Origin of the sequence: Lactobacillus sp. UMNPBX12, from assembly GCF_002553955.1 — a bacterium.
Classification (GTDB): domain Bacteria; phylum Bacillota; class Bacilli; order Lactobacillales; family Lactobacillaceae; genus Lactobacillus; species Lactobacillus crispatus.
Genome location: NZ_PCYY01000001.1, coordinates 65,625 through 91,867, shown reverse-complemented (window position 1 = coordinate 91,867; position 26,243 = coordinate 65,625). Strand labels below are relative to the sequence as shown.

The 26,243-nt window shown below is 38.2% G+C and carries 25 protein-coding genes and 3 pseudogenes; 18 read left to right on the top strand and 10 right to left on the bottom strand.

The features are described 5' to 3' along the window. Positions 1-89 precede the first annotated feature (89 nt). Both CP363_RS00435 and CP363_RS00430 read left to right on the top strand, forming a co-directional pair. Positions 90-1,307, top strand: a complete 1,218-nt coding sequence (locus tag CP363_RS00435; RefSeq protein ID WP_013085707.1) for an MFS transporter — start codon at positions 90-92, stop codon at positions 1,305-1,307. Between the two features lie 80 nt (positions 1,308-1,387). Next, positions 1,388-3,334, top strand: a complete 1,947-nt coding sequence (locus CP363_RS00430; RefSeq protein WP_054832988.1) for a M13 family metallopeptidase — start codon at positions 1,388-1,390, stop codon at positions 3,332-3,334. A gap of 168 nt (positions 3,335-3,502) precedes the next feature. Here CP363_RS00430 and CP363_RS00425 read toward each other — a convergent pair whose 3' ends face one another. Together CP363_RS00425 and CP363_RS00420 are read right to left on the bottom strand one after the other, a co-directional pair. Further along, positions 3,503-5,524 carry a KUP/HAK/KT family potassium transporter gene (locus tag CP363_RS00425; RefSeq protein WP_057726953.1) on the bottom strand — a complete coding sequence of 674 codons (2,022 nt, stop codon included), beginning with the start codon at positions 5,522-5,524 and terminating at the stop codon, positions 3,503-3,505. 221 nt (positions 5,525-5,745) lie between these two features. After that, positions 5,746-6,180 carry a hypothetical protein gene (locus CP363_RS00420; protein WP_089150198.1) on the bottom strand — a complete coding sequence of 145 codons (435 nt, stop codon included), beginning with the start codon at positions 6,178-6,180 and terminating at the stop codon, positions 5,746-5,748. A gap of 191 nt (positions 6,181-6,371) precedes the next feature. Between CP363_RS00420 and CP363_RS00415 the strand changes: the two genes are divergently transcribed. Both CP363_RS00415 and CP363_RS00410 read left to right on the top strand, forming a co-directional pair. Then, complete coding sequence (locus tag CP363_RS00415; RefSeq protein ID WP_005721691.1) at positions 6,372-7,451, top strand: NB-ARC domain-containing protein; 1,080 nt, start codon at positions 6,372-6,374, stop codon at positions 7,449-7,451. Between the two features lie 67 nt (positions 7,452-7,518). Then, positions 7,519-7,725, top strand: coding sequence for a hypothetical protein (locus tag CP363_RS00410; RefSeq protein WP_013085713.1), 207 nt, complete (start codon positions 7,519-7,521; stop codon positions 7,723-7,725). Positions 7,726-7,869: 144 nt separating this feature from the next. On the opposite strand, the gene CP363_RS00405 is transcribed toward CP363_RS00410, so the two are convergent. The 3 genes from CP363_RS00405 to CP363_RS00395 all read right to left on the bottom strand — a co-directional run bounded on the left by CP363_RS00405 (position 7,870) and on the right by CP363_RS00395 (position 9,027). Then, complete coding sequence (locus CP363_RS00405) at positions 7,870-8,244, bottom strand: type II toxin-antitoxin system PemK/MazF family toxin (RefSeq protein WP_023488853.1); 375 nt, start codon at positions 8,242-8,244, stop codon at positions 7,870-7,872. Continuing rightward, entirely contained in the window at positions 8,231-8,506 is a 276-nt protein-coding gene (locus tag CP363_RS00400; protein ID WP_013085715.1) for a hypothetical protein, read from the bottom strand. Before CP363_RS00400 ends, CP363_RS00405 begins: the two co-directional genes overlap by 14 nt. Before the next feature lie 104 nt (positions 8,507-8,610). After that, the gene (locus CP363_RS00395) at positions 8,611-9,027 is read right to left on the bottom strand and encodes a hypothetical protein (protein ID WP_089142948.1); all 417 of its coding nucleotides are present in this window, start codon (positions 9,025-9,027) and stop codon (positions 8,611-8,613) included. A 150-nt stretch (positions 9,028-9,177) separates the two neighbouring features. Between CP363_RS00395 and CP363_RS00390 the strand changes: the two genes are divergently transcribed. The 3 genes from CP363_RS00390 to CP363_RS00380 all read left to right on the top strand — a co-directional run bounded on the left by CP363_RS00390 (position 9,178) and on the right by CP363_RS00380 (position 11,576). Beyond that, positions 9,178-9,393, top strand: a complete 216-nt coding sequence (locus CP363_RS00390; RefSeq protein WP_005718397.1) for a hypothetical protein — start codon at positions 9,178-9,180, stop codon at positions 9,391-9,393. A gap of 34 nt (positions 9,394-9,427) precedes the next feature. Then, positions 9,428-9,700, top strand: coding sequence for a DUF2922 domain-containing protein (locus CP363_RS00385; protein ID WP_005724048.1), 273 nt, complete (start codon positions 9,428-9,430; stop codon positions 9,698-9,700). 526 nt (positions 9,701-10,226) lie between these two features. After that, on the top strand, positions 10,227-11,576 hold the full coding sequence (locus CP363_RS00380; protein WP_098035683.1) for an SLAP domain-containing protein: 1,350 nt from the start codon (positions 10,227-10,229) through the stop codon (positions 11,574-11,576). An 837-nt stretch (positions 11,577-12,413) separates the two neighbouring features. Here CP363_RS00380 and CP363_RS00375 read toward each other — a convergent pair. Next, entirely contained in the window at positions 12,414-13,307 is an 894-nt protein-coding gene (locus CP363_RS00375; RefSeq protein ID WP_098035682.1) for an Rpn family recombination-promoting nuclease/putative transposase, read from the bottom strand. Between the two features lie 192 nt (positions 13,308-13,499). On the opposite strand from CP363_RS00375, the gene CP363_RS00370 reads away from it, so the two are divergent. Further along, a complete protein-coding gene (locus CP363_RS00370) occupies positions 13,500-14,369 on the top strand; it encodes a hypothetical protein (RefSeq protein WP_089142953.1) in 870 nt (289 codons plus the stop codon). Between the two features lie 212 nt (positions 14,370-14,581). Continuing rightward, complete coding sequence (locus tag CP363_RS00365) at positions 14,582-15,073, top strand: sigma-70 family RNA polymerase sigma factor (protein WP_098035681.1); 492 nt, start codon at positions 14,582-14,584, stop codon at positions 15,071-15,073. Positions 15,074-15,262: 189 nt separating this feature from the next. Here CP363_RS00365 and CP363_RS10705 read toward each other — a convergent pair whose 3' ends face one another. After that, the gene (locus CP363_RS10705; protein WP_155515509.1) at positions 15,263-15,427 is read right to left on the bottom strand and encodes a hypothetical protein; all 165 of its coding nucleotides are present in this window, start codon (positions 15,425-15,427) and stop codon (positions 15,263-15,265) included. A gap of 187 nt (positions 15,428-15,614) precedes the next feature. Here CP363_RS10705 and CP363_RS00360 point away from each other — a divergent pair, with 187 nt between their 5' ends. Beyond that, positions 15,615-16,022 (top strand): hypothetical protein, encoded by a 408-nt coding sequence (locus tag CP363_RS00360; RefSeq protein WP_233187119.1) that lies wholly within the window; start codon positions 15,615-15,617, stop codon positions 16,020-16,022. Between the two features lie 156 nt (positions 16,023-16,178). Here the strand turns inward: CP363_RS00360 and CP363_RS00355 are convergent, their stop codons facing one another. Continuing rightward, positions 16,179-17,672, bottom strand: coding sequence for an ATP-binding protein (locus tag CP363_RS00355; RefSeq protein ID WP_098035680.1), 1,494 nt, complete (start codon positions 17,670-17,672; stop codon positions 16,179-16,181). A gap of 185 nt (positions 17,673-17,857) precedes the next feature. Beyond that, positions 17,858-19,240, bottom strand: coding sequence for an SLAP domain-containing protein (locus CP363_RS00350; RefSeq protein ID WP_089151211.1), 1,383 nt, complete (start codon positions 19,238-19,240; stop codon positions 17,858-17,860). A 283-nt stretch (positions 19,241-19,523) separates the two neighbouring features. On the opposite strand from CP363_RS00350, the pseudogene CP363_RS00345 reads away from it, so the two are divergent. Continuing rightward, positions 19,524-19,859 (top strand): annotated as a pseudogene (locus tag CP363_RS00345) (RNA-guided endonuclease InsQ/TnpB family protein); the annotation flags it as partial. A gap of 690 nt (positions 19,860-20,549) precedes the next feature. Here the strand turns inward: CP363_RS00345 and CP363_RS00340 are convergent. Further along, positions 20,550-20,732: pseudogene (locus CP363_RS00340) on the bottom strand (ISLre2 family transposase); the annotation flags it as partial. A 33-nt stretch (positions 20,733-20,765) separates the two neighbouring features. Here CP363_RS00340 and CP363_RS00335 point away from each other — a divergent pair. From CP363_RS00335 to CP363_RS10870, 7 genes and pseudogenes are all read left to right on the top strand, one after another. Continuing rightward, entirely contained in the window at positions 20,766-21,047 is a 282-nt protein-coding gene (locus CP363_RS00335; RefSeq protein WP_098035678.1) for a hypothetical protein, read from the top strand. A gap of 363 nt (positions 21,048-21,410) precedes the next feature. After that, positions 21,411-21,842, top strand: coding sequence for a CopY/TcrY family copper transport repressor (locus tag CP363_RS00330; protein ID WP_009559259.1), 432 nt, complete (start codon positions 21,411-21,413; stop codon positions 21,840-21,842). Between the two features lie 133 nt (positions 21,843-21,975). Continuing rightward, positions 21,976-24,129 (top strand): heavy metal translocating P-type ATPase, encoded by a 2,154-nt coding sequence (locus CP363_RS00325; RefSeq protein ID WP_089147960.1) that lies wholly within the window; start codon positions 21,976-21,978, stop codon positions 24,127-24,129. Positions 24,130-24,181: 52 nt separating this feature from the next. After that, positions 24,182-24,358: a DUF2933 domain-containing protein gene (locus CP363_RS00320; protein ID WP_081776575.1), complete on the top strand. Its 177-nt coding sequence runs from the start codon at positions 24,182-24,184 to the stop codon at positions 24,356-24,358. A gap of 183 nt (positions 24,359-24,541) precedes the next feature. Then, positions 24,542-24,673 carry a hypothetical protein gene (locus tag CP363_RS11105; RefSeq protein WP_255404458.1) on the top strand — a complete coding sequence of 44 codons (132 nt, stop codon included), beginning with the start codon at positions 24,542-24,544 and terminating at the stop codon, positions 24,671-24,673. A gap of 542 nt (positions 24,674-25,215) precedes the next feature. Then, positions 25,216-25,836 carry a CadD family cadmium resistance transporter gene (locus CP363_RS00310; protein ID WP_098035677.1) on the top strand — a complete coding sequence of 207 codons (621 nt, stop codon included), beginning with the start codon at positions 25,216-25,218 and terminating at the stop codon, positions 25,834-25,836. Positions 25,837-25,900: 64 nt separating this feature from the next. After that, positions 25,901-26,179 (top strand): annotated as a pseudogene (locus CP363_RS10870) (IS3 family transposase); the annotation flags it as partial. Positions 26,180-26,243: the final 64 nt, after the last annotated feature.

Genomic DNA, 26,243 nt, shown 5'->3' with positions numbered 1-26,243 from the left:
TGCAGCTTTTTCTTTTGCCCTCGTGCAAAAAATCACAATTCTTGCTAGACTAGATTGAGAGAATGATTAAAAAGAAGGGAAGAGAGAAAATGCGCACAGCACATGGAAAACAACCAGCTGATGAAATCAAATTGCATTGGCTTCTTCTAGGCCAATTACTAACGTGGCTGGGTTCCAGCTTCATTTGGCCATTGACTTCAGTTTACCTGCACGACCATCTTGGCGTTTCACTAGCTTTAGTGGGTGTCGTTTTGCTGTTCAACTGTGTTGCAAATATGATTGGGTCATTTATTTCAGGCTGGTGCTATGACCATATGGATCCATATGTCTTGCTGATTGTGGGGGCTGCTTTAGATGCGGCTGTCTTATTTGGCATGGCTTTGAATCATAGTTGGCCGTTATATTGGCTCTGGATGACTTTAACTGGCTTTTTGGGCGGCTGGAATGGAGCATTGATTAACTCGATTGCTACTAGTATTAAATCTAAGCCAGGTCGTTATGTCTTCAATATGATCTATTTTGCTCAAAATGTTGGGGTCGTTTGTGGGACATTAGCAGTAGGTTATCTTTATGATTATTCAGTGACTTTATTATTTGTCATTGCTGGTCTTTTATTCGTTGGCGTTTGCGTTAACGCAATTATTAATTATCGGCCAATGATTCAGTTCCACAAGGAGCGTTTGGCTAACAAGGGCGAATCAAAGAAGCAGGCCTTTGAGCCGATGCCTAAATACAATCTGATTATGTCAATTGGCTTTTTTGTTACGATCGCTGTAATTTGGTTGATGTACATGAACTGGGAATCAAACTTGTCTGTATACATGGTTTCTTTGGGCATTCCTTTTCATCTGTATAGTTTGTTATGGACCATCAATGCCGGAATTATTGTCATCGTGCAAGCTATCTTAAGTCGTTTTACTATCTTTAAGAGCTTATTTAGACAAATTTTATTTGGCACTTTGATGTTTGCAATTTCTTTTGTTACTTTGATTTTTGCCAAAGATTTTGCACATTTCGCCTTATCCATGGTTATCTTAACTTTAGGTGAAGCAACCGCAATGCCGTCGATACCAACTTATGTAAATGATCTGTCGCCCGATTCTAGCAAGGGCAAGTATCAAGGCTTAACCTTGTCTGCATCGTCAATTGGTCGAGCTCTAGGGCCGTTATTTGGTGGTTTAATCATTGAAGATTTCGGCTATATTCAATTCTTTGCTGTTGCTGCAATTGGTATCTTTTTGCTTTTAGTCATGCTTATTCCAATGCATGCGAAACTACAGAAAAAACTAAAATTATTTGTAAAATAAAAACAACATGATAGCGTTAATTTTTTTATAATGCTATCATGTCTTTATATGAAAAATTTTTCCACTAGGGAGGTAATTTAATGTATTTTAACGTACGCGGCGGTGCTGGTGACATTACTAAGGCTAATACTTCAGCGCGTCTACAAGATAATTTATATTTGGCTGTTAACTCAGAATGGTTGGAAAAGGCTAAAATTCCATCTGATCGTTCAAGAACCAGTTCATTTGATGGGATCGATCTTAATATTGAAAAGAACTTGATGCAAGATTTTGCAGATTTTGCTGCTGGTAAGAAGGAACTGCCTACTGTGCCTAACTTCAAGAAGGCAGTTGAGCTTTACAAGGTTGCTAAAAACTTTGACAAGCGAAATGCGGATGGTGCCGCACCTATTCAGGCAGATTTGCACGAAATTTTAGACTTGCGCAACTTCGCTGACTTTAACTTGAAGGCAGCAGATTTTTACAAGAATGGTTTTGCCGTTCCATTTGCTTTCAGTGTTGAAGCAGATATGAAGAATACTAAGATTCACTCATTGAATTTTGGTGGTCCAAGTACTTTCTTGCCAGATACGACTACTTACAAGACTCCAGCTGCTGAGAAGTTATTGGATGTTTTGAAAAAGCAATCTATTAAGTTGTTAACAATGGCCGGACTTGATGAAAAGGACGCAGAAGATTACGCTGGCTTGGCAATTAAGTATGACGCTAAGATTGCTAAGGTAGTTAAGTCAACTGAAGAATGGGCTGATTATCCAGCAACTTATAATCCAGTTTCATTGACTGACTTTGAAGCAAAATTCGATTCCTTCAAGATGGATTACTTCTTGGGCGGATTATTTACCAAGAAGCCAGAACGGGTAATTTCAACTGAACCACGTTACTTAGATCACGCGGAAGAATTGTTGAATGAAGAAAACTTTGCTGAAATTAAGGCTTGGATGCTGGTTAAGTTTATTAATGGCGTAGCTTACAGCTTGTCACAAGATTTCCGTGAAGCTGCCTTTCCATTTAGTCAAGCTTTGTCAGGCCAACCTGAGCTTTCAAGTGGCGTTAAGCAGGCATATCATATTACTAATGGTGACTTCGGCGAAGTAGTAGGTGTCTACTATGGTCAAACTTACTTTGGCGCAGAAGCTAAAGCAGACGTGACTGATATGATTCACAAGATGCTTGATGTTTATGAAAAGAGAATTCGTGAAAATTCATGGCTTTCTCAAGCAACTAAGGATAAGGCAATCGTTAAGTTGCGCGCTTTGATCTTAAAGATCGGTTATCCAGACAAGATTGAAGAAATCTATGACCGTTTACAAGTTGATCCAACTGCTAGCCTTTATGAAAATGAAGTGCAATTTGGTCGGGAACAAATTAAGTACAATCTTGAGAAATTGTACCAAGATGTTGACCGTACGGTATGGTTGATGCCAGGTGATATGGTTAATGCATGTTACGACCCACAAAGAAATGATTTAACTTTCCCAGCTGCAATTTTGCAAAAACCATTCTATGACTTGAAACAAAGTCGTGCTACTAATTATGGTGGAATCGGCGTTGTTATTGCACACGAAGTTTCTCATGCCTTTGACAATAACGGTGCTCAATTCGATGAGTTTGGTAACATGAAGAATTGGTGGACTGATGAAGATTTTGCTGAATTCAAGAAGAGAACGCAAGCTGAAATCGACTTGTTTGATGGTATTGAATATGGCCCTGTAACCTTGAACGGTAAGCAAATCGTGTCTGAAAATATTGCCGACCAAGGTGGTTTAACTGCTGCTGTTGAAGCTAATAAGGGTGAAGGTGCTGATAAGAAGGCAATGCAAGAGTTGTTTGAAAACTTTGCTCGCGTTTGGGCAACTAAACAATTGCCAGAGTCAATCAAGACACAAGTATCTATTGATGTTCATGCACCCGGTCCAGAGCGTGCCAACGTTCAATCACAATGCCAAGAAGAATTCTATAAGGCTTTTGATGTGACTGAAAATGATGGTATGTGGCTTGCTCCTGAAAAGAGAGTAGTAATTTGGTAAGTAACTTTTCTTAATATCGAGTATGAAAAATTAGCTAAATTACATATAAGCTTCTATAATAAGAATGACTACAGTGCTGCTACTACACTGCAGCCCTTTATAACTTATTACCCATTAATAAATTTTTTGCACTAAAAAAGGCTCCTGTTCGGAGTCTTTTTTTGATGGTTATTTTGTTTTAGCGTTGGAATAATCTTTTGGTTTAATCCGTTTAATATAGGATGGATTTGGTCGACCAAGGATTAATGGAATCCGCTCGATGATTGTGTCAGCGTATTCCAATCCGAACCAGGAAGCAGGATTGGAAGAAAGGTTCTGCAAACGAACACGAGCTTCGACTAACCATTTTTCATATCCTACTAATTGCGTTTGCGGACTAATTACGTCTTGAACAATTACGAAGGCAAAGTCACCAACGTCCCGTCCTGGGGTAGTGGTGTATTCCTGTGGTTGTGCCTCGATCGTTCCGTCAGCAATCAAGTCGTGAACAATCTGACGAATGTAGACGTTCACACTGGTCTGCTTCTTGAATCCAAGATAAAGCTGAATGTTAATCACGTTCTTAGTACCGTAAGTGTTAACAGCATATTCAGCGGTAAATGGCTCGTTAGTAACATTGACAGTGACAAACCAGTAAGCCTTTGCTCGTTTAGGTCTTTTATCCAAAATTGAGTACAGGATTTCACGTTTGATAAACTTGTTGTACTTAACGTTGGCCATGTAAACCAAGTTGGTAGCATAAGTTGGGTAATTTTCATCGTGACTTAAGTTCGTTAACATGTCGGTATATTCATCTAAGCGAACGTAAGCATTGCGAGCTTCACGCTTGTCACGAACCTTGTTGCCGTAATACCAAACATACATTACGAAGCCGATAGCACCAGCGATGAAGAGTGAAACGTAACCACCATGAGTAAATTTAGTCAAACTTGAAATCATAAACATGATGTCAAGGACACCGAAGAAGATCAAGAAGATCCAGTTCCAAACAGTGTTGACTTTCTTCATTACTAACCATTCATAAAGCAGGATGGTAGTCATTAACATTGAAATTGTAATGGACAGACCATAAGCTGCTTCCATGTGAGCTGAAGTTTGGAAGTATAAGACGATTGCGATAGTAGCAACACAGATACCCTTGTTAATGGAAGGAATATAAATTTGTCCTTTTTCGTTAGATGGGTAGTTGATGTTCATTCTTGGCAAGAACTTCAAGCCTGAAGCTTCTGCAACTAAAGTGAATGAACCAGTAATTAGGGCCTGAGAAGCAATAACAGCAGCAATAGTAGCCAAAATGATGGCAAACAATCTGATGTTAGCTGGGATCATTTCAAAGAATGGATTGAGCACACCGCCGTCTGCAGGACGGTAAGTTGGGTTGTTCAAAATCCAAACGCCTTGACCAAAGTAGTTGAGTGACAAGCAAACAAAAACAAATGGCCAAGAACCAATAATATTGCTTTTACCAACGTGACCAACATCTGAATATAGGGCCTCAGCACCAGTAGTAGCCAGGAAGATTGATCCTAAAATAAAGAGACCTGCCTTGTTATATGGACTAACTAATAACCTAATAGCGTAGATGGGATTGATTGCTTGCAAGATTGACCAGTCACCAGCCATGTTCATTACACCCATTACGCCCAAAAAAGTGAACCAAAGGAACATGATTGGGCCGAAGGCTTTACCAATGATACTAGTTCCCATTTTTTGGATAGAAAACAGAACTAGCAGAATGACTACAGTGATGGCAATAACCATGTTTTGAGTAGAAACGGGTACATTGCCGCCAAAGTTCAGTCCTTTCAGTCCTTCAATCGCAGTTGTAACTGTAACTGCTGGAGTTAAAGTACCATCGGCCAAAATAGCGGCTCCACCAATTAGCGCTGGTAGAACCAGCCATTTAGCTCGTTTTCTAACCAATGTGTATAAGGCAAAAATCCCACCTTCTCCGTGGTTAGTTGCCTTGAGGGCAATAATTACGGTTTGTAAGGTAGTTAGTAGCGTTACAGTCCAAAGAACCAATGAAATTGATCCAATGATAAAGTCACGATTTACATTACCAATGCCGCCATTGCCTTCGACAATTGATTTCATAACATAAAGCGGACTAGTACCGATATCGCCGTAAACAATACCGATGGCGATCAGTAAGCCAGCCGCGCTCATGCGTTTAGCTTTATTATTCATCATCTCGTTATCTCCCACAACAAAATTGTAGTTTTAATAAAAAAAGAAAATGCCACGATGACATTTTCCCTTGTTGTACCTATTTTCGTCTATTTCGCTGGACAATGCAAGTGAGATTTGTCAGAAATTGAATCTAGAATTTGGTGATGATAAAGTTAGTGCATTATAATAAAAAATATGCAGTAAAAAAGCTCCCATACAGGGAGCCTTTTTGATATAAATTATGAAAGTGATGAAGGAATCTTAGTACGTTGGTCTTCGTCCCATTTTTCCCATGCTTCATAAGTAAGCATTTCTTCTGGCTTAACACCAGTCTTTTCTTCCATGGTCTTAAGCAAGTCCTTAAAGTTGTAGTCGTGGTATTGTAACACATGATCAACCAACTTCTTGCGTGGGAAGTGGATGTTGTTTAAAACATAGCGATTGATATCAACCATGTTGTGATTTTCATCGTAAAGGTTGATAACTTCAAGATCGTCTTCATCGAATTCAGCGATGTAGAAGTTAGCGAAGACCTTTAAGTAATCAGGTTGTTCTTTGAATTCTTCCTGTGGCATAGTAGTCCTGTTAGCTTCTGGCATTACGACTTTAAGGTCGTCGTTTTCTTCATTTTCTTTATTAGCTTGAGCTTGAGCGTTCTTTTCTTCTTCAGTCAAAGTTGTTACCCCTTTATTTATAAATAAATAGATACAAAGTCAATAATAATTTTACAGACTTCTACAAATAAAAGCAAATAGAAGTGGTTGAGAGATGCAAAAGTATAGAAGTCAGTTTTGATTAGTAAAATGGAGTAAAATGAAGTAAAATATAAATGTAAAAAGTAAAATGAAGTAAAATGAGGGAAAATATGTATAATGAAAATCCTTTTGATGCTGAATTTGGCGGGATCCCAGAGCTATATCTTGATTTTAATGATGATGCAGTTAAATTTGCTCAAAGAGCCCATCGTCTCAAGAAACATCCAACTTATTCTCTCTTTATTACAGGGGTACGAGGTTCAGGAAAAACAGTTTTTATGAACAAAGTGGGTAAAGAACTAAAAAAATATAAAGATACTATGGTAGTCACTTTGCACAATTCTGATGATCTTTTTCGAATGATGTATATCAAGCTAGTGCCTATGCTAGATAAAATCAAAAAATGGACGCCATCAATTTCTATTAAAGTTCCTTTTGTATCAGTAGATTTCACTGAAGCAAATGAAAAGCATGATGAAATATATTATAAAGTAGAAATTAACAAGATTCTTAAAGCTTTGAACAAAGTGGGGATTCGTGTTGCATTTTGTATTGATGAAGTGTCAAATACACCCACAATTCAAAAATTGGCTGAGGAATTCAACGACTGGAGCCTAAATAACTATCAAGTTTCAGTGATTATGACCGGACTATTAAGTGAAGTGGCGGAACTATCAGGCACACATAATTTAACCTTCTTGGTTCGGGCGGATAGGTTTCACGTCTCTAAACTATTTGCGTCGTCAATTGCCAGAACTTACATGGATGTATTAGACATAACAGCTAAGCAAGCAGAAATTTTGGCAGATATGTCAAAAGGCTATGCTTATGCATTTCAATTGATCGGAGATTTGATGTATGAAAATTTGAGTCAAAAGATGACGTTTGAAAAAGCTTTGGAATATACTAAACTTAGATTCCGTGATGTACTTTTCAACCAAGCGTATGATGTAATTGCTCATGAATTAACGGATGTGGATTTTCAATTTTTGTACGCTATGGCGCAAGATAATAGTATTAGTTCAATTATTAGGACTATGCAAAAAAGTAAGCAGTATGTTAATAGCTATCGTGCAAAATTAATTAAATATGATCTAATTAAGCCAATAATTAGGGGAAAGGTCGGTTTTACCTTACCTTTGTTTAGAGATTTCATTCAAGCAAAGTATGATGAACTTAATTGGGGCTAGAATTATTGAAAAAATTCGACAGAAAATCACAGAAATGAACGCAGATCCAATTTGGAGGGATACTATTATGGACTATGAGACTAAGCTAGCTGAAGAGCGTGAATACGGTGAAGAAAAAGGAATTTTAAGTGCAACAGTGAATGCAATTAAGAAGATCATTCGTCGTAACCGAAGCTATGGTGTATCAGATTCCAAAACTTTGGAGGATCTGACAGAAGACTACCATGATTCTGTTTCCCGGGATCAAATTGAACAAATGATGAAAGAAGCCTAGGTCTAATGAAAATAGCCGCTACTCAATGTGAGTAACGGCTATTTTTTACTTCTCGTCATCAGCGGAGCTAGAACTTGCGGCAGATGATTGATCGTTGCTTGAGGAAGCCGCGCTGGATTGGTTGATGGATGATAATTTAAGTAATTATTCTTTTGAAAAAATATTTCTTACTTGTTGGAGTAAATTATCGAATTCTGTTGATTCTTTTATGTGGCCGATTATTTTTCCATGACGGGCAATGAAATCATACGATAGCATTTGAAATAATAATGCATCTCCATTTGTGTGACTAGCATAATCTAGCACATAGAATCTAAATGGATCATCTGTAATATGGTTATGAGTAATTGCTAGTCCTATTACTAATCCAGACTTTTTAGTGTAAGCATGTCTGCTCACTACTAAATAGCGTCTACGAATATTTCCTTTTTCAGGATCATGTCCACCCATTTCGTGACCAGCATGTGGTTCAGCATCGATCATTATTATGTCACCTTGATGGACATCAATCCTTCTCATTTGCTAGTTCCTTTCCGACAGGTTTGACTTCTCTAGGATTGTATCCTAATTCTTGGTATTCTCGCTTTATTTCAGTATCATAATCATAATCGTCATAAGCGGGGTCTGACCATAAATCATAATTGTTTTTAGCAATTCTTTTGTATACAATATCACCGTTTTTATTTACATCAACAGAGAATTCTGTATTAAGTGGAACTTTGATAGTACTTGGAATGGTAAGCACTATTGAATTTCCTTGTTTTCTAGCCTTGACTATCATAATAAGCCTTCCTTATGCTAAAAATATTTTATTATTTAAGTATATACTGTGAATACAGTGAGCACAAACAAAAGGAGCCACAAATTGGCTCCTTTTTCGTTTGCTTACTTGTTATCATCAGCAGCAGAGCTGGAACTTGCGGCAGATGATTGACTGCTGCTTGAGGAAGCTGCGCTGGATTGGCTGCTGGATGATTGTTCCTGCTGGTGATCGCTTGAAGAAGATGAAGAACTTGATTGATCATCTGACTTCTTGTTTGATGAGCTGGACTTCTTGGACTGCTCTTTATCCTTATCAGATGAGGATTTTGCAGAATCATCCTGACTAGAATTATCTTTGTTAGAATCTGCATCAGAATTATTAGATTTTTGCTGGTCAGGATCAGCGTTCTTTTTATTGGAATTATTATAGGAAGTATTATTGTGCGTTTGAGTGTTGGCATGGCTAATGTAAGCACCGGCGCCACCTCCACCTAAGATGAACATTGCAGCAATAACACCCCAAAAGACTAATTTCTTCATAATAATAAACTCTCCCTTATCTTAGAAAAAATATTAACGAATTTGAGCCAATTGGTGACTTTGAATCGTTAGTTATAGTGTAAGACATCTGGCCGGCAGGTTGATTACAAAATACTCAATTTTAACTAATTATTAAGAGGTAGGAAGAACATGAATTACGAATTAACTGAACAATCAATCCAATATGTATTTGGCAATAAGAAGTACAAGAATGGTCAAAAGACCCGCAATTTGAAGAACGTGAAGACTGGCGCTAAGGCAGATGAGTTGCAAAAGGTGGGTCAAGCAATTGCTAGTTTGCAAGAAGACTCACTTGATGAAGCATACTTAGTGCAGAAGTCACGTCTTGTACCAGCAGCTGAATAAATTAACGAACATATTTAGGAAATAAGGAGAAAAAATGATGGCTAAAACTACTAAGACTATGAAGTTAACTTTCTTGAACGGAGAAAAGAAGAAAATTAGTATTACATTGGGGGATGCAGTCGATAATCTAACTGCGGATCAAGTACGCGGTGCGATGAACACGATTGCGGAAGCCGATGCATTCGAGAAAGACGGTGTTGCATATTATCACACTCCTCAATCAGCTGCATACATTGAACGCACTGTTACTGATATCTTTAATGATTCAGCAGAATCTGCAGTTGAGCCTGCAGCTAAGCAAGACTAATCTGGACTTGCTTGACCAACTAATTAGCTTGGTCAAAAGGCTCAGGAGAAAATATCGCAAGATGTAGAGTTCACACTTAGACCTTTAACAGAAATCGTATAGTAATATTACTTTTTCAATTGATTTTGTTACATCGTTGTAAAATTTAAGAAAAAGTAAAGAAACAGTAAAGCGGGCGCATGCTCGCTTTTTCTTGTTGTGTCTAGGATTACGGCATTTTGTTATTTTAGATTTGTGTGAATGGTATTGGGATAGGGAATAGGTGAATTATTACAAAAGCAAGAATCTAGTCAATTTAACTTGCTATTTTTTGGTGAGGTTAGTACAATATGAATCGTGGTAAGTAATAGGACGTGCTTCAGGCGTGTCGCCTGTACGCATGCTGATCCTTCAGCAATGACTACTACCTCATGAGAGTTATAAACTCATGGATCTTGCTTTGAAGAATTTTGTACATTATAGGCTCCCTACATGCTGAACCTATGGCCTATTACATTTTTTTATATTTCAAGGAGGAAAAGACCACATGAAGAAAAATTTAAGAATTGTTAGCGCTGCTGCTGCTGCTTTATTAGCTGTTGCTCCAGTTGCTGCTTCAGCTGTTTCTGTTAACGCTGCTACAAGCAACATCTCAACTGTTACTAGCATCGGCCAAGTTACCCTTAGTGATAATGCTGTTGTAAATATTAAACCTAATATTTCATTAAACACTGCTGTAGGTAACGATGTTAATGCAGCTATCTCAGTATCATTTACTGCTACTGTTGACGGTACTACTGCTACCTCTAACTTCACTCCAAATGCTTCAACTGTTGAACTTTGGAAAGATGAAAAGAACCAATTAACTAAGGTTACTAACTTGAACCAAGTTATTGCCAGCGATGCTGGTACACAATACCAAGTTCACATGACTAATGTTGGTTTGAACTTTGGTTCACAAAATGCTAACAAGGAAGTAACTCTAAAGACACCTGCTGGTGATATGTTTAACGTTGCTGATGCATCTCAATTAGCTGATAGCAAAGATACTAACGCTATGGCACAATCACACAGAGTTAAGTTAGACAAGAACGGTACTATTACCTTGAAGACAGTAGTTATGTCTGTAACTGCTAAGAACTTTGCTAACCCAGCTGTTGTTGAATGGTACAGCACTGACAATGGTAAGACTGTATCAAACGGTAATGTTACTCTTTACTCAGGCTCAGATGCTGGTAAGATGAACGTTGCTCAAGTTGTAGAAAAGATTAGCCAAAGCTACAAGGCTCGTTCAATGGATAACACTGCTCAACAACGCTTCAGCTACACTACTGCTTCAGAAGTTGCAAGTCAATTGAAGGCTGAAGGTATTGATGTTGATGGTCAAGGCTGGTTCGTTGCTCCTAAGTCATTCACAGTTAACTACAAGGCTATGGTAAACAAGAATGACGCCGCAAGTACTTTAGCTGTAACTGTTAACGTACCAAACGGTAAGGACATGACTGTACCAAGCCAAAGCAAGACTGTTATGCACAACGCATTCTTCTATGACAAGAACGGCAAGCGTGTTGGTTCTGACAAGGTAACTCGTTACAACTCAGCAACTGTTGCTATGAATACTACTACTATCAACGGCAAGGCTTACTACGAAGTAATCGAAAACGGTAAGGCTACTGGTAAGTTCATCAACGCTGCCAACATTGATGGTACTAAGCGTACTTTGAAGCATAACGCATACGTTTACAAGTCTTCAAAGAAGCGTGCTAACAAGGTTGTTCTTAAGAAGGGTACTGAAGTAGTTACCTACGGTGGTGCTTACACCTTCAAGAACGGCAAGCAATACTACAAGATCGGTAACAATACTGACAAGACTTACGTAAAGGTTGCAAACTTTTAATTAAGTCGATGTAGTAGATAAGGAAAACGAGGCAATTGCCTCGTTTTTCTTTTACTCTAAAAAAATAAGTACGATTTTGACTAACGTTTGAATAAAAATAATTGAATTTAGGTATAATATTGTTATAATTTTTCATAGAAAAAATCAAATCAGGCTGATATAATGCTGTGTTTTTTCGCTATAGTTGTGAGGCGCTATGGTGCCCGACAGAGGCTTTATATCTGATCGTTAGTCTTGACAGGCGATATGGTCCTGTCCGTCCTCTTATTGTGACTTTTATAATTTTGTTGGACTGTTAGGCTGTGTATTGTGTAGCTTAACAGTCTTTTTCAAAGGAAAGCTATTATTTTATATGGTATATCGGATTAATAGCTCAAGCTGAAGCAATGCCCAATCTTATACGAAAGATGTTCAGTAAAAGTAAATCTAATTAATTTTCCTTTTTTTCTCACCTAATCTGCACCTTTTACTGATGATCTCAATGATCATCAGTTTTTTCTAATTGCCTTGATTAGCAATCAATCATATAAATACCGCTTTTTGGCTCTAAAAAAGGGCACCGCTGTTGCGATACCCTCAGCCAATACATTTAGTTTTAATGCTATAAAATTTGGTGAAACAAAAAATCGTTACTCATTTGTCCGATTAGAGTAGCGATTTTTTTGTGTCTTAATTCTCGCACATGCAAGTTGTTTCATCTTTATATGAACATGTTAGCATATTTTTCTATATTTTTCTATATTCATGGTTTGTTTGCAGTATTTACGTTTAAATTAATGTATTGGCTCAAAAAAGATGCCGCTTATGTGACATCTTGGAAAATATTGTTGTTACAACTTAGCTCTGTTTCAGAAATTCTTCTAACTGCTTATCAGAGAATACGTTGCCATACTTTTGCTTTAATTGCTGCAGGATTTGTGGGCTAGTGCAGCCAACATCTTTCAAAGAAGCGACTAAGGTAAGTGCACCCGTTTTAAGACCTTGCTGCAGGCCTTTCTTTTCGCCTTCTTTTCTGCCTTTCTTCTCGCCTTCCATACGGCCTTTCTTTTCACCAACTTGCTCGCGTTCAAGCATTCTAGTTTCAAAGTCCATAATAGTATCCCTCCATTCTGGATCGGCATTCATTGATTCGATGCGTTTTTGTGCCTTATCAAAGAGTTTATCGCCATGTACCGGTAAATCTTTCATGAGTTTGACTAAATTAAGTAATGTTTCAGTCTCGGTTCCATCAGGAACTCCGTTTGAGTTAATTATAATTTTAGTCAAGCCATCCTGCAATATATCTGCATGATTGTCTACATTAATAGTTTGGTATGTAGACTTGATTGCAACTTTTTGCTTAGTTTTGAACGTGCAAAGAAAAATAATGAAGACATTTTTCAAATCATTGTAAGTATAGCCCTGGTGGAGAGTATACCTTTGATCGTTTTTCGAAGCATAATAGCGCATGCGACGAGCAATATCGTCATCGTCTGACCGCTGCATCTCAATATTGTAAAGGTTGCCGTTAATATCCTCAACAAAAATATCGAGTCGGACATCTTTTTGATCGCGATGCTCAGGATCGATGATTACTTCTTGCTTCTTAGGCGGAAAGATCTTCTTAATTGGGATCTCCGGCAGAATTCCTTGCAAAACATGTCTGCAAAAAGCTGGATTGGACATGATTTCACCAAAAACTTTGTCTTCTGAAAAACCAAACCATTGCCTGTTATTGTGCGTATTTTTCATTGCGCACCTCTTTCTAAAAAACAGTAGGATAAAATTTACCCTCTATTGTTTATTACGCAAAAAATCGGCAAAATTTTTTATAAAATTGTTTTTTCAGCATAATAATTTCTAGCTATACAATCAATGCTTCATCCTGTATAATACTATTCAATATTTAAAACAATATAGATATATTCAAACATAGGGAGTGTGATGGATGTGTCAGCCTACAAGCAACGTAACTTGGGGATTATTAGCTTGCCCACTGACATAAAATATCGTAATTGGTCCAAAGATCTTACCAAATGGAGAATTGAGAATGACGCGCAACTAGCGCAGTACATTACGTATGACAATAAATATCGACTCAATAAGAACACATTGGCAGTCTATGAGTTCAAGCAAAATCCTATCTTAGGCAAATATAAGGCAGTAGCCTTCGACCTGAATCGTGGAATTGTGCTTAGTCAGAAGTCAACACATGCCATGATGCAAGGATTGATGCGGCATGCCGTACATTGCGATATGATTTGGCAGAGAATGCTAGCTCGCGAGGCTGGAGTTGATATCTATCAAGGGATTGTCATGTACAATGTGCTTTATTTTTCAATGCATGCATTTAGTGGAAACTTCTTCACGGACTGGATTTGCTTGCACTGGATTAAAGACTTCCACGTCAAACGCCATGATCAAGCTATTTTCAACAGTATTGCACTTGATGAAAACGGCTTGGTCTATAATTTTGCCTTTGATTCACCTAAGCCGAACCTCTCAAAGATCATCGGTCAATATTTGTTTCATAATCACTACTATTCTAGCTTGTATTATGAACACATGCTACAAGAAAATAATCTTCGTGTAACAGTCATTAATTCTGACTCAATCCTGCATAATTCCAACTATTATGTGCAACTGGACTTGTATGCTGTTGATAGTTTCAAAAAGCTAGCTGACAAATTCTATAATCATGTTTTAAACTTGCATCTACTTACAATTGTGAAAGAATTTAAGCCATTAGATTATTTGCACCGTGAACACCGCTTTTTTACTAAGCAGATTATTAAGATCAGATATAATCGTTAACAGCTCTCATGAGCTGTATTTTTTTGCACTTTTTTGACTATCATCTGTTCTTCGTCAGGTACTATCTGACTTGGCTTTGCTTATCGTAGAAATTAACAAACACATGCGACACTTGGGATTAGAGCATCTCACCACTAAGTTTTTCTGCGGATTCAATCTTGCTAATCTAATAGTGCACAAGCGCTTGTGACATCATTTAGGAGAGTGTCACAATGACAAGTCAAAAATATTTCGAAGAAGCATGGAAAAATCGTAAGTTAGTTGGTGGTGCCTTAAAGGCGGCACATGTTCGACCGGACTATCATCTCTATGAAGATCTGTTGCAAGAAGGTGTAATTTTGTATGCCGAGATGTTGCGCAAGCTAGATGGACAAAAGCCGCGCACCGAGATTGATAAATTAAGTTTCAAGAAAGTACTCTGGCAAACAGTCGATGCCTTACGCCGCGAGCAACGAGTGTGCGAGCACAATACGACCATCGACGAAGTCTATAACCTTGGTGAAGCTGCAGCTTGGAACAACCTTGTTGCATTAAAGAATGAAGCTAAGAAGCTTAGTCAGCTTGAACAAGTAATTCTGTTTGAACATTTGCTTAAGAAGAAGACGATCACGCAATTAGTCGAAGAATGTGGCGTGCCACGCATTACGTTGAAACGATTAAAGAAGCAGTTATTAGGTAAATTACGTGCTGTAATGGAACAATAGTAAACAATGAACCAGGTGCTAGACTATACAGAGAAAAAAATTATGTTATACTAGGTGTAGGTTATATTAAGAAAACTGCATTATATTCAAAAAAGTGCAAACAAAAACCATTACTCGAATTCCGGTTGAGCAATGGTTTTTATTTTCGCTAAATTATTGAAAGCACTACAAAAGCCTTCTCATAGCTAACTATCGGTGCCTGTGCTGTCTTCTTTTATTGCGCTTATGCTTTCGCTTCTTGCAGCGATGACTCTCTAGCCAATCGTCATAGGCTTCGTTAAGTGCATGAACGGAAACGCTCACCACAATCGGCGCAATTACAGCCGTAATAGTTATATTAAGAATGTCCCGCATTATACTCACCTCCTTTAATGGACTGGACATTAGGAGGTACAAGCACCGAATAAAATTATAACAAAATCAAAATAAAAGTAATATGCAACTTTATATAACAATTAAGAAAGAAAAGTTACTATTTTTCACGATATCACGGAACTTTTAGATAAATTACGTGCTGTAATGGAATCAAATGAAGTAAAATATGTTTAAACTAAAAGTCGATATCCGAGAATTCAAGACTGGTACGCACGTTAAGGTTTTCAATTCCAAGGGCAATAATCATGATCTAAACCAAAAGATGGTTGATTTCCTAGATTACATGAACGGAATCATCAACCATCCGGAAGGCTATATCGCCAGCTTGCAAAAGGATGTCGACCATTACGTGAACAGCGGAAAGTGGGTCGAAGACATGGACAAGCTAGAATACGAAATGAATGAGGTTGCTAAAAAAGCAAAAGTAGAAGATGCTAAAAAGCTAGTCCTAACTATTAAGCGAATGGATGGAACTAAAGATACAGTCCTACAAGAACTCACAAATAATTATGGCGATATGCTTAGCCACGATAAAATTATCAAACTAGTACATGAAGTTTATAGTAAACAATAATCAATAGTTCACAGCAGAATTATCTTCCAAGGTGTCGCAACAGCGACGCCTTTTTTAGAGCAAAAGAAAAAACGATACTCTATTTGTTTTGATGTATCGTTTTGAAAATATAATTATAGTGATTTATTTGATATCTTTAACATTATTTTGCATTTATCAACCTAAATCAGTAAAGAAGTAAACTCCGCGTTTTTCCATTCGCATAATTCCAATCTCTCTACATTTTTGAATAATTTTCGATGCAGAATTTGGTGCTATCTCTAAAAAATTAGCAAGTAAATTTCGATTAAACGAATACTTAGAGCTATATCTCATATAAAATTCTAATAATTTTTTAGTGGTTTGTCCTCTAAAGATTTTATTTATACCTTTTTCATTCCATTTTTTTATTATATTGCTTTCTTTATTCTGAAGTGGACTCTTCTCACTCTGAAGTGGACTCTTCTCACTCTGAAGTGGACTCTTCTCACTCTGAAGTGGACTCTTTGGCGTAGCAATTCCTCTGTTGGGCAAAGTTGCTAAAAATACTGTATCATCTGAATAGAAGATAGGCTGCTCTACAAAATCGGTATATGCACTCAAAATTCGTTGGATACCACTACCACGGCGATCCATGTAATGTAATCTACCAAAAATGTCAGAGATAATTTCATTTCTTCTCATAGAAGGAACATGCTTTAGATTAAGATCCTGAATTCTACTCCCATTAATCATGCCACCAGGCGACACAATTTCCATCCGATCATCAAACATATCAACATGTACTTCAGAACCCTGAATCTGATAATCACGGTGAATTAATGCATTAACTAAAACTTCTCGAACAGCCTTGAATGGATAGTCGCTATTTTCTTCTCGTCGCATTCCACGAATTGTCCAAGGATTCTTAGAATTGGTTCTAATAAATGCTTCTGCATTAGATAGCAGAGTAATCAAACTTGCATCTGTAAATTCTTCATCATCTAAGGCATCTCCATCAACACTGCCTTTTTCGATTCCTTTCCACCGAGTACAGACAATCTTAGACTGGCGTAAATAACCTTGATCACACAGTAATAGCCCTGCGTTAGTCACGATATTATCTTGTGTTACAAATCCCATCGAAATTAAATCGCGTGAAATATCAAAGTCTTCACCAGTTTCTTTCTTAAAGGTAGCAGCTAATAAGGTGAAACTTACATCTGGTAATTTATAGCTAGTCGGAAGTGCATCAAATGTTTTGTTCATTCCTTTTAGCAGTAAATTATTTTGCTCTATCGGTGTTGCTTTTTCTGAACGATCTCCATGCCGCATAAAAATAGCATGTTCTTGCGTATTGATATAATAATATGGATAATCTGGACCAGGAGCGACTTCTAGATCAATGCATTTCTTATCTGAATATTCACTATCAATAGGAGCTAATGTAAATCTAGGCCAAGGTGAAACTCGGGTAGAAATAAGTTCAGAGATTTTAGAAGAAGTTTGTTGTAAATTATCTATTCCGATAAACTTATGCTCTTCATCAGTCACGCCAAAGATAATGTGTCCGCCTTTTGTATTTGCAAAAGCTACAACAGATTTAAGCCAGCTTACAGGTTTAGTAGTTTCTAATGATTCCTTGTAATCAAGATAAGTAGCTTCCATATTTTTAATGTCATCTAGTTTCATTAATACACTTCCTCGTATTATATACTTGCTTAATTATATCATGGAAAATACAGTAGATTAGCTACTTACTGTTCGCCTTAACTAATATGTGTGACTACAAATGAAGTGTAAGAATAATGAAAACTAGAGCAAAAGAAAAACGAGGCGAATGCCTCGTTTTATCTTTATCTACTACATAGACTTAATTAAAAGTTTGAAGCCTTTACGTAAGTCTTCTTAGTATCGTTGCCGATCTTGTAGTATTGCTTGCCGTTCTTGAATGTGTAAGTACCACCGTAAGTAGTTACTTCTTCACCCTTCTTAAGAACAACCTTGTTAGCACGCTTCTTTGAAGTTGCGTAAACGTATGCGTTGTGCTTCAAAGTACGCTTAGTACCGTCGATGTTGTCGGCGTTGATGTACATACCAGTAGCCTTGCCGTCCTTAATTACTTCGTAGAAGTTCTTGTCGCCAATCTTCTTAGTTGACATAGCAACAGTTACTGATTCGTAACGCTTAGCCTTGTCGTTGTTAGCACGGGTAGTACCATCTTCCTTGTAGTAGTAAGCGTTGTGCATAATCATCTTGCTTTGGCTAGCAACAGTAGTCTTCTTACCGTTTGGAACTGAAACAGTTACAGGTAATGAAGCAGTCTTGCCGTTAACATTTGACTTAGCATTCAAAGTTACAGTGAAGGTATCAGGTGCTTCAAAGTTACCAGCATTGTCAACAGTAATGTTTTGCTTCTTAAGTTCAGCCTTAACAGCTTCTGCATCAGTAGTAATATTTACTGGATTGAACTTCTTGTCACTGTATTGAACAGCGTTGTATTGGTCTTCCAATTTATTAAGAAGGTTAGTTACATTCATCTTACCGTTTTGTGCAAGATCCATGTACAAGCCTTTGGTTTCAGTAGTACCACTGTTCTTGTTAATGAAGAATACAGCGTTAGTATTTGATTGGTCATAAGCAGTAAGTGATTGAGTGTAAGTCAAATCAGTTGCATTACCAAATTGGTCTAACTTCAATTCAGTTACAGTCTTATCACCTTGCTTAAGAGTTGCACCCTTAGGAAGGTTGAAGCTTACAGTCTTGCCGGCCATACTGTTACCAAAGCTAAAGCCAACACCCTTAAGAGTTAAAGTGTATGTTTGACTAGCGGTTACAGTGTTTAAGTCGTTTTGAGCCTTGTTATTAGTTGCATCCCAGCTGTAAACAACCTTGTTATCTGAACCAACGATAGTAGCTTGCTTAGCAGCATTAGCTACGTTTAATGATACGCTAGTACCATTAAGGTTAGCAGTTAATTCACCACCAAAAGTAGCATTAGCAGTTACGGTATTACCTTCCTTAACTGGTGCGTTTAAGCTGAATGATGATGATACATTTACAGTATTTTGAGCGTTAGTAGCAGTGTTACCTGCACCGTTCAAGTTAAGTGATACATTGCTGTTAGTAGTTGCTGAAGTGTTAGCAGTAGTAGTTGCAGTAGAGTCAGCAGCATTAACAGAAACAGCTGAAGCAGCAACTGGAGCAACAGCTAATAAAGCAGCAGCAGCAGCGCTAACAATTCTTAAATTTTTCTTCATGTGGTCTTTTCCTCCTTGAAATATAAAAAAATGTAATAGGCCATAGGTTCAGCATGTAGGGAGCCTATAATGTACAAAATTCTTCAAAGCAAGATCCATGAGTTTATAACTCTCATGAGGTAGTAGTCATTGCTGAAGGATCAGCATGCGTACAGGCGACACGCCTGAAGTACGTATATTGTGTACTCGATTTTTGCCAAGCGATGAAAGGGTGGTTTTTGTCCTCTTATTTGCTAGGGGTAGGTGGGTGGGTTTTGTCCGCTGCGTGATTTTTGGGATGAAAAAAGAACTAAGAAGCAGAAACCTGTTAAAGAATCATGCCTTATCTCAAGCTATTTCAGATGTTGGCTGGCGTAGTTTCCTGAACATGCTGGCTTATAAGGCAGATCTATATGGCAAAGAATTTCTAACAATTGATCCTAAGTACACCACCCAAAGATGCCATCAATGTGGCAGTATTATGGGCCAAAACGGTTATAAGAAATTAACCCTTAAGGATCGAGAGTGGACTTGCCCAATCTGTCGAACGCACCATATTCGTGATTGGAATGCCGCCGTGAACATCTTAGAAAAAGGATTAGGCAAGTGGCAAAATCCTAAAATAAAAAAAGCAGCCTAAGCTAGGCTGCAGTCCGCTAGCAACTCGCGGACTCAAAAGGCTTTGGTAATTAGACGACCTCTATCGGCAATAGTCAAAAGATTATTGCTGGTAAGTCAAATCCGTATCTAAGCAAGTTGGTGTTCTGGTTGGTGCAAGCTAACAAGCCACCAAGCCCAAGACTTCAGTCTAGGGTAGTTGACTATTGATACATGTACAGATAAAAATGCATGTATTATTACTTGTACTACTATCATAGTAAAATTGACATATTCATGAATTATTCAGTAGAATTAAAGCAGGCTTTCAGCAACGGTTAGCTACCGCGAAAGCTTAGTAACTTAGTGCTGACTCCACACCCCTCACAAATCCTGATGTTACGGAGGTGATGAGTCATGCCAAATTGGATAAGACTGGAGAGTGCGAAAGCCGCGTGATAGCTTGGTCTATTGCAATAAGTATAACGCTAGGCGCAGTTGGCAAATTTGTCATCAATCTAGCAAAAGCTTATGCGATAATAAAAAAAGCTAACCACAAGGGTTAGCACGAACCGTCACCTGAGTTACGATTGGGGTTAGCAACTTGCACTTGCTAGCTCCTTTTCTTTTATTATTATATGAAATAAAACCAAAAACTGCAATCAATTAAAATTTGGTGTAAGTGTAAATGTTTTTGCGGTAGCCTAAAAACCATTAGTCTGACCTTAATTCCTTAATAATTTATGTGGTTTAACATTCGATTGAATTTACTTAAATAACTTCCGCCAGCAACTTCTGTTGTTAACGCTCCATGTTGAATTCCAATGTGCGTTTCATGACGCCGCTTTAAGCTATCTCTAGCTGCTGCCTGTAATTTCTTGCTGATCAACTTACCTGTCTCAAAGTCACTATTGAGTCATTGCTCTAAGCTGTGACAGCACTTTTTGAAATGCACGAAGCTATTAGCTACTTCCTTGTAAGAATACTGGATGAAAACAATGAAGAACTACAGAAAAGTGTAGCAGATGCACATTATTATGCTACTCAAACAGAACTTGATGCTGAAAGTATTGATGATAAACTTGCTTTAACCGTAGTCAAGTTACTGTTATTAGCTAAAAACGTACATACTTATTTTGCTACTGAGCTTGCTAAACGTAGCTTTGAAGTTGAAATGCTGATACAAGCATTATGTGTTGAAATTATGAATAATGTTGAAAAAATTGCATAAGCACAATGAAAAAGTTACATTTATTAGTAACTTTTTTATTGTTTTGTGTTGATTTAGATGCTATAAAATGTGTTAGTATCTATAAAGCTTGCGAGGATAATTGGCTCATAACTTGAAAGATCAGCATTTCTAAGGCGGGTTACTACTTTCAACTCTTGAATACAAAATATGTTAATCTTTCCCACGGTAATATCTTTTAAGTTCTTGATATAAAGAACTATTTTCTAGCAAGTATTCATTATAGTGAAAAATTCCTAGTATTTTCTGGCAGAAAGGTTGCATTATTGTGACTACAATTGTAAACTAATAAGTGTTAGGAGGTTACAAACGTAAACTTAGAATTCAATTAATGGAGGAAGCCAATTGAAGGATGCAAAGAATGTAACCATCACCGATTCTGAATGGATGGTTATGAAAGTAATTTGGACAATGGGACATGCGACTAGTCGTGAACTAATTGATGCTATGAACGAATTAGAAGGCTGGTCAGCTTCAACAACCAAAACGCTACTTCACAGGTTGATTCAAAAACAGGCGGTTGCGCAGCATGGCGGCAGTCGACCATTCACGTATAAGCCGGTTGTTGGCGAGAAGGAATCAATGGCGGCAGCGGCAGATGATTTGTTTGACCATATGTGTGCGATGCGGGCTGGTTCAACAATTGCCGGCGTTATTCAGTCAAGGGAACTCTCACGGGCGGATATTGCGAACTTACAGGCGATTCTAGCTGAAAAGGCCAAAACAGCGCCCGAGGAAGTTCAGTGTAACTGCTTGCCAGGTGATCAAACGTGTTAAGACTGTGGTGTTCTGTTTACTTTTAGGATTGCTGCACAAAAATCCCGAGCCCGGGGATTTCCACACAAGGAACTTATATTTAGGCTTCTAACCGCTTTGCTACGCACACTTATTTTTAGGAGGGTCGATAATCATGGAAAATAAAGAGGAACATATGAACATGAAAAACATGAGTGCTAAGAATATGGAAAATAATGAATCAAATATGAGTCATATGGATCACGATATGACCGAAACGGATCACAGCCAAATGAACATGAATCACGGTGATATGGATATGGCTGGGACCGACATGATGATGCACGGTGGCTCAATGATGCATATGGGGAATTTGAAAGTTAAATTTTGGGTCTCCGTTGTCTTAGCGATTCCAGTTTTATTGTTAGCACCAATCATGGGTTTAAACGTTTCCATCCTTAGTTTCAGTTCACCGCTAATTGTTGGCATTATCATCGTTTTGTTTGATACGGCACTTTACTTTTATGGCGGAATGCCCTTTTTAAAGGGGGCTAAAGCGGAAATTCAGAATAAATCTCCTGAAATGATGACGCTAGTAACCCTTGGAATTTCCGTTTCGTATTTCTACAGTTTGTACGCATTTATTGCCAACAACTTCTTGAACCCGGCAAATCCTGTAATGGATTTTTCGTTCGAACTTGCAACCCTGATTTTAATTATGCTTCTAGGACACTGGATTGAAATGAATGCATTGATGGGGGCTGGGAATGCATTACAAAAGATGGCGGCTCTGTTGCCTAAGACGGCTCATCTAGTTACAGATAATGGTGAAACAAAAGAAGTGCCAGTATCTGATTTAAAAGTTGGTCAAGCTTTCCAAGTGCGTTCAGGTGAGAGTATTCCAGCCGATGGTGTTATTACGGCTGGGGAGTCGACCGTGAATGAAGCACTGGTAACCGGTGAATCTGCTGCCGTTACCAAGAACGTTGGCGATAAGGTCATTGGTGGTACAATCAACAATAACGGGACGCTAACGGTTAAAATTAGTGGTACTGGTGACTCCGGCTATCTTTCTCAAGTAATGAAAATGGTTCGAAATGCCCAGCAAGCTAAATCTAAAGCAGAAGATAAAGCTGATTTAGTTGCCAAGTATCTATTTTACGCGGCACTTAGTGTTGGGATTATTGCTTTCTTTGCCTGGTTACCCCAGGGATTGGCGACTGCAATGACGATCATGGTGACCGTCTTCGTGATTGCTTGCCCACATGCATTAGGATTAGCGATTCCATTAGTGGTTTCTCGTTCTACTACGATTGGCGCTCAAAATGGGCTATTAGTTCGAAATCGTCAAGCCATTGAAGCAAGTCAACATGTTAGCCACGTTCTCTTGGATAAAACTGGCACGTTAACAGAAGGTAAATTTACGGTGAATGCATTGATTCCAAATAATGGGATTGACGAAACAACGTTATTAAGCCGACTGGCCGCCCTTGAAAATAATTCGACTCATCCGCTGGCCCAAGCAATCATTGCTGAAGCCCAAGCGAAGGACATTGAAGTCGTTGCGGCTGAAAAGTCTCAAAATATTCCGGGTGTTGGTATTTCCGGTAATATTGATGGCACTGACTATATGATTGTTAATGGTAACTATTTAACGAAGCAAGGGATCAGGTTTGACAAAGCCGCTGCTGATAAATGGGCTGCTAAGGGTAATTCCGTCAGCTTCCTATTGCAGGGCACCCAAGTTCAAGGAATGGTTGCTGAAGGCGACACCATCAAAGCGAGTGCTATGGAATTAATTAGTGGTCTTCAGAGGCGAGGAATTACCCCCGTAATGCTCACTGGCGATAATCCAAAAGCCGCGGAACACGTTGCTAACTTACTAGGATTGACTGAATTCCATGCAGGCCTATTACCAGATGATAAGCAAAAGATTATTGCTGATTATCAAGCAAAGGGCAATCACGTCATCATGGTTGGTGACGGCGTAAATGATGCACCAAGTCTTTCCGCGGCCGATATTGGAATTGCAATTGGTGCCGGAACCGATGTTGCCATTGATTCCGCTGATGTTGTGTTGGTTAAATCAGAACCCAGCGATATTTTACATTTTCTTGATTTGGCTAAAATCACAAATCGGAAAATGGTTCAAAATCTCTGGTGGGGAGCAGGCTACAATATTGTCGCAATTCCACTCGCTGCCGGTGTGTTGTCATTTATGGGAATCACTCTAGACCCAGCCGTTGGTGCTGTGGCCATGGCGATGTCGTCAATTATCGTGGCAATTAATGCGATGGGATTGACTGGTAAAAAGATTAAAAACGTGTAATTAAGTGATGACAAAAACTTATTATAGAAACAAAGCAAAAGGAAGTGAAACTATGTCACAATGGATTCTGATAGCCCTTTTTCTTCTAGCACACCCACTCATGATGCTATTTATGCACAAGGGTATGCACAAGGGTATGCACGGTGGCTCTGGTAGTATGGGCTGCTGTGGAAACAACACTCAACAAAATTCCAATAATACTGAAAAGCCACGTAAAAAAGTCAATTAACTTGGGGGTATATATTATATAAAAATATTAACTGGTAGTCGCGGTGATGAGGTCCATGAACACCTTTACGAAAATGGTCAAAGACGGGTTGGTCATCGTATACTAAAGAAAAATACAGTGACAAACAACGGAGAATTTCACCCTGTACCTGGAAATATAGTTCTCATTCCCTTAAAAGGGACGGTGAAACTGACCACACCAGATCAAGAATGTACAATCAAAAATGGTCAACTTGCAATACTTGGACCAATTGATAGTTTTTACTTAACTGCAATTGATGATGTTGAATTTGTCGGTGTTGTTGATATTAAATAGCTCAAAAAGAGTGTCACATGGCACTCTTTTTTATATATGCTGGCTTCTCCATATTTACGACACATATGACTGTTTTAATAAAGTGTATTTCAAAAAAATAGAGGAGAAAGACCAGCTGGTAGTTTGGTCTTTTTTCTCTTGAAAAAAATGCATTCTAAATAGTTAATTCATTTTCTTGTGGTTAAGCTAACACTAGCCTGCCCCGCTCGGGTAGAGTTCTGCATGAGATGCGCTCGCTATGCAATAGCCCGTCGGAGGTTTTTCTAGCCGGATAATAGGCGCAGAAAAATAGCAGTTCTCCCAGTAGGAAGGGAGAACGCTACTACCTCGTAGAGCCCACACTTTTACTTGTAAAGTATAGTTAGTTATACTTACTTGGAAGTAATCACCGAATTCCAGTTAGAAACTATTTTGTAACTACGTTTTGAGGAGGATAAAATGCGTTCTTACGTCCGGCATTACCCACTAGCGATAGCTAAATTAATGTGTCTGTGCTCCCCTAAAATCTGCTGATTTATTACTGACTAATACAGGAGGTTTTTATGGGACAGACAATCATATCTGCTATTGGTGTTTATATTTCCACCAGTATAGATTATTTAATTGTTTTGATTATTTTATTTGCACAGCTATCACAGAATAAACAGAAATGGCATATTTATGCTGGGCAATATCTAGGCACGGGCTTACTTGTAGGGGTGAGTTTAGTTGCTGCTTATGTCGTCAATTTCGTGCCTGAAGCATGGATGGTTGGATTGCTTGGTTTAATCCCTATCTATTTAGGGATTCGCTTTGCAATTGTTGGAGAAGGTGAGGAAGAAGAAGAGGAAGAAATTATTGAAAGATTAGAACAAAGTAAGGCAAATCAACTGTTTTGGACAGTTACATTGCTGACAATTGCGTCTGGCGGAGATAATTTAAGTATCTATATACCTTATTTTGCTTCGTTAGATTGGGCACAGACCCTCGTGGCGTTGCTTGTGTTTGCAATCGGCGTAATTATCTTTTGCAAGCTTAGTCAGGTGCTATCCTCTATTCCGTTAATATCCGAAACAATTGAAAAATACACGCGAATCATTGTGCCCTTAGTATTCATTCCACTTGGACTATACATCATGTATGAAAGTGGCACGATAGAGACTTTTCTAAACTTTATTTTATAGATAAAAAAGCCCCTTAAATGATATGACCCCCGAAATTAGTGTTCTAATTTCGGGGGTTATTTTCATGACTAAATACACTAAAGAAATCAAACTTGCTATCTACCACGAATGGGTAAATGATTACAGAAGAGGCACCTACCTTAGCCGGAAATATGGGATGGGGCGTGGAGGAATCCAGTATTTGGTGGGCTTGATTCAAAAACATGGTGAAGATATTCTGGATCGCCCTCAACAGAAATATACTGCTGATTTCAAGCTTGCTGCCATTGATAGAGTTCTGCTAGGCGGTGAAGCACTTAGACAGGTTTCTCTAGACTTAGGACTTGCAAAAACAGCCCGTCTTTTTATAGAAATTATAAAATTTGTACTTTAACTCGCATAAATCGTAAATATCTAATATAGGGATG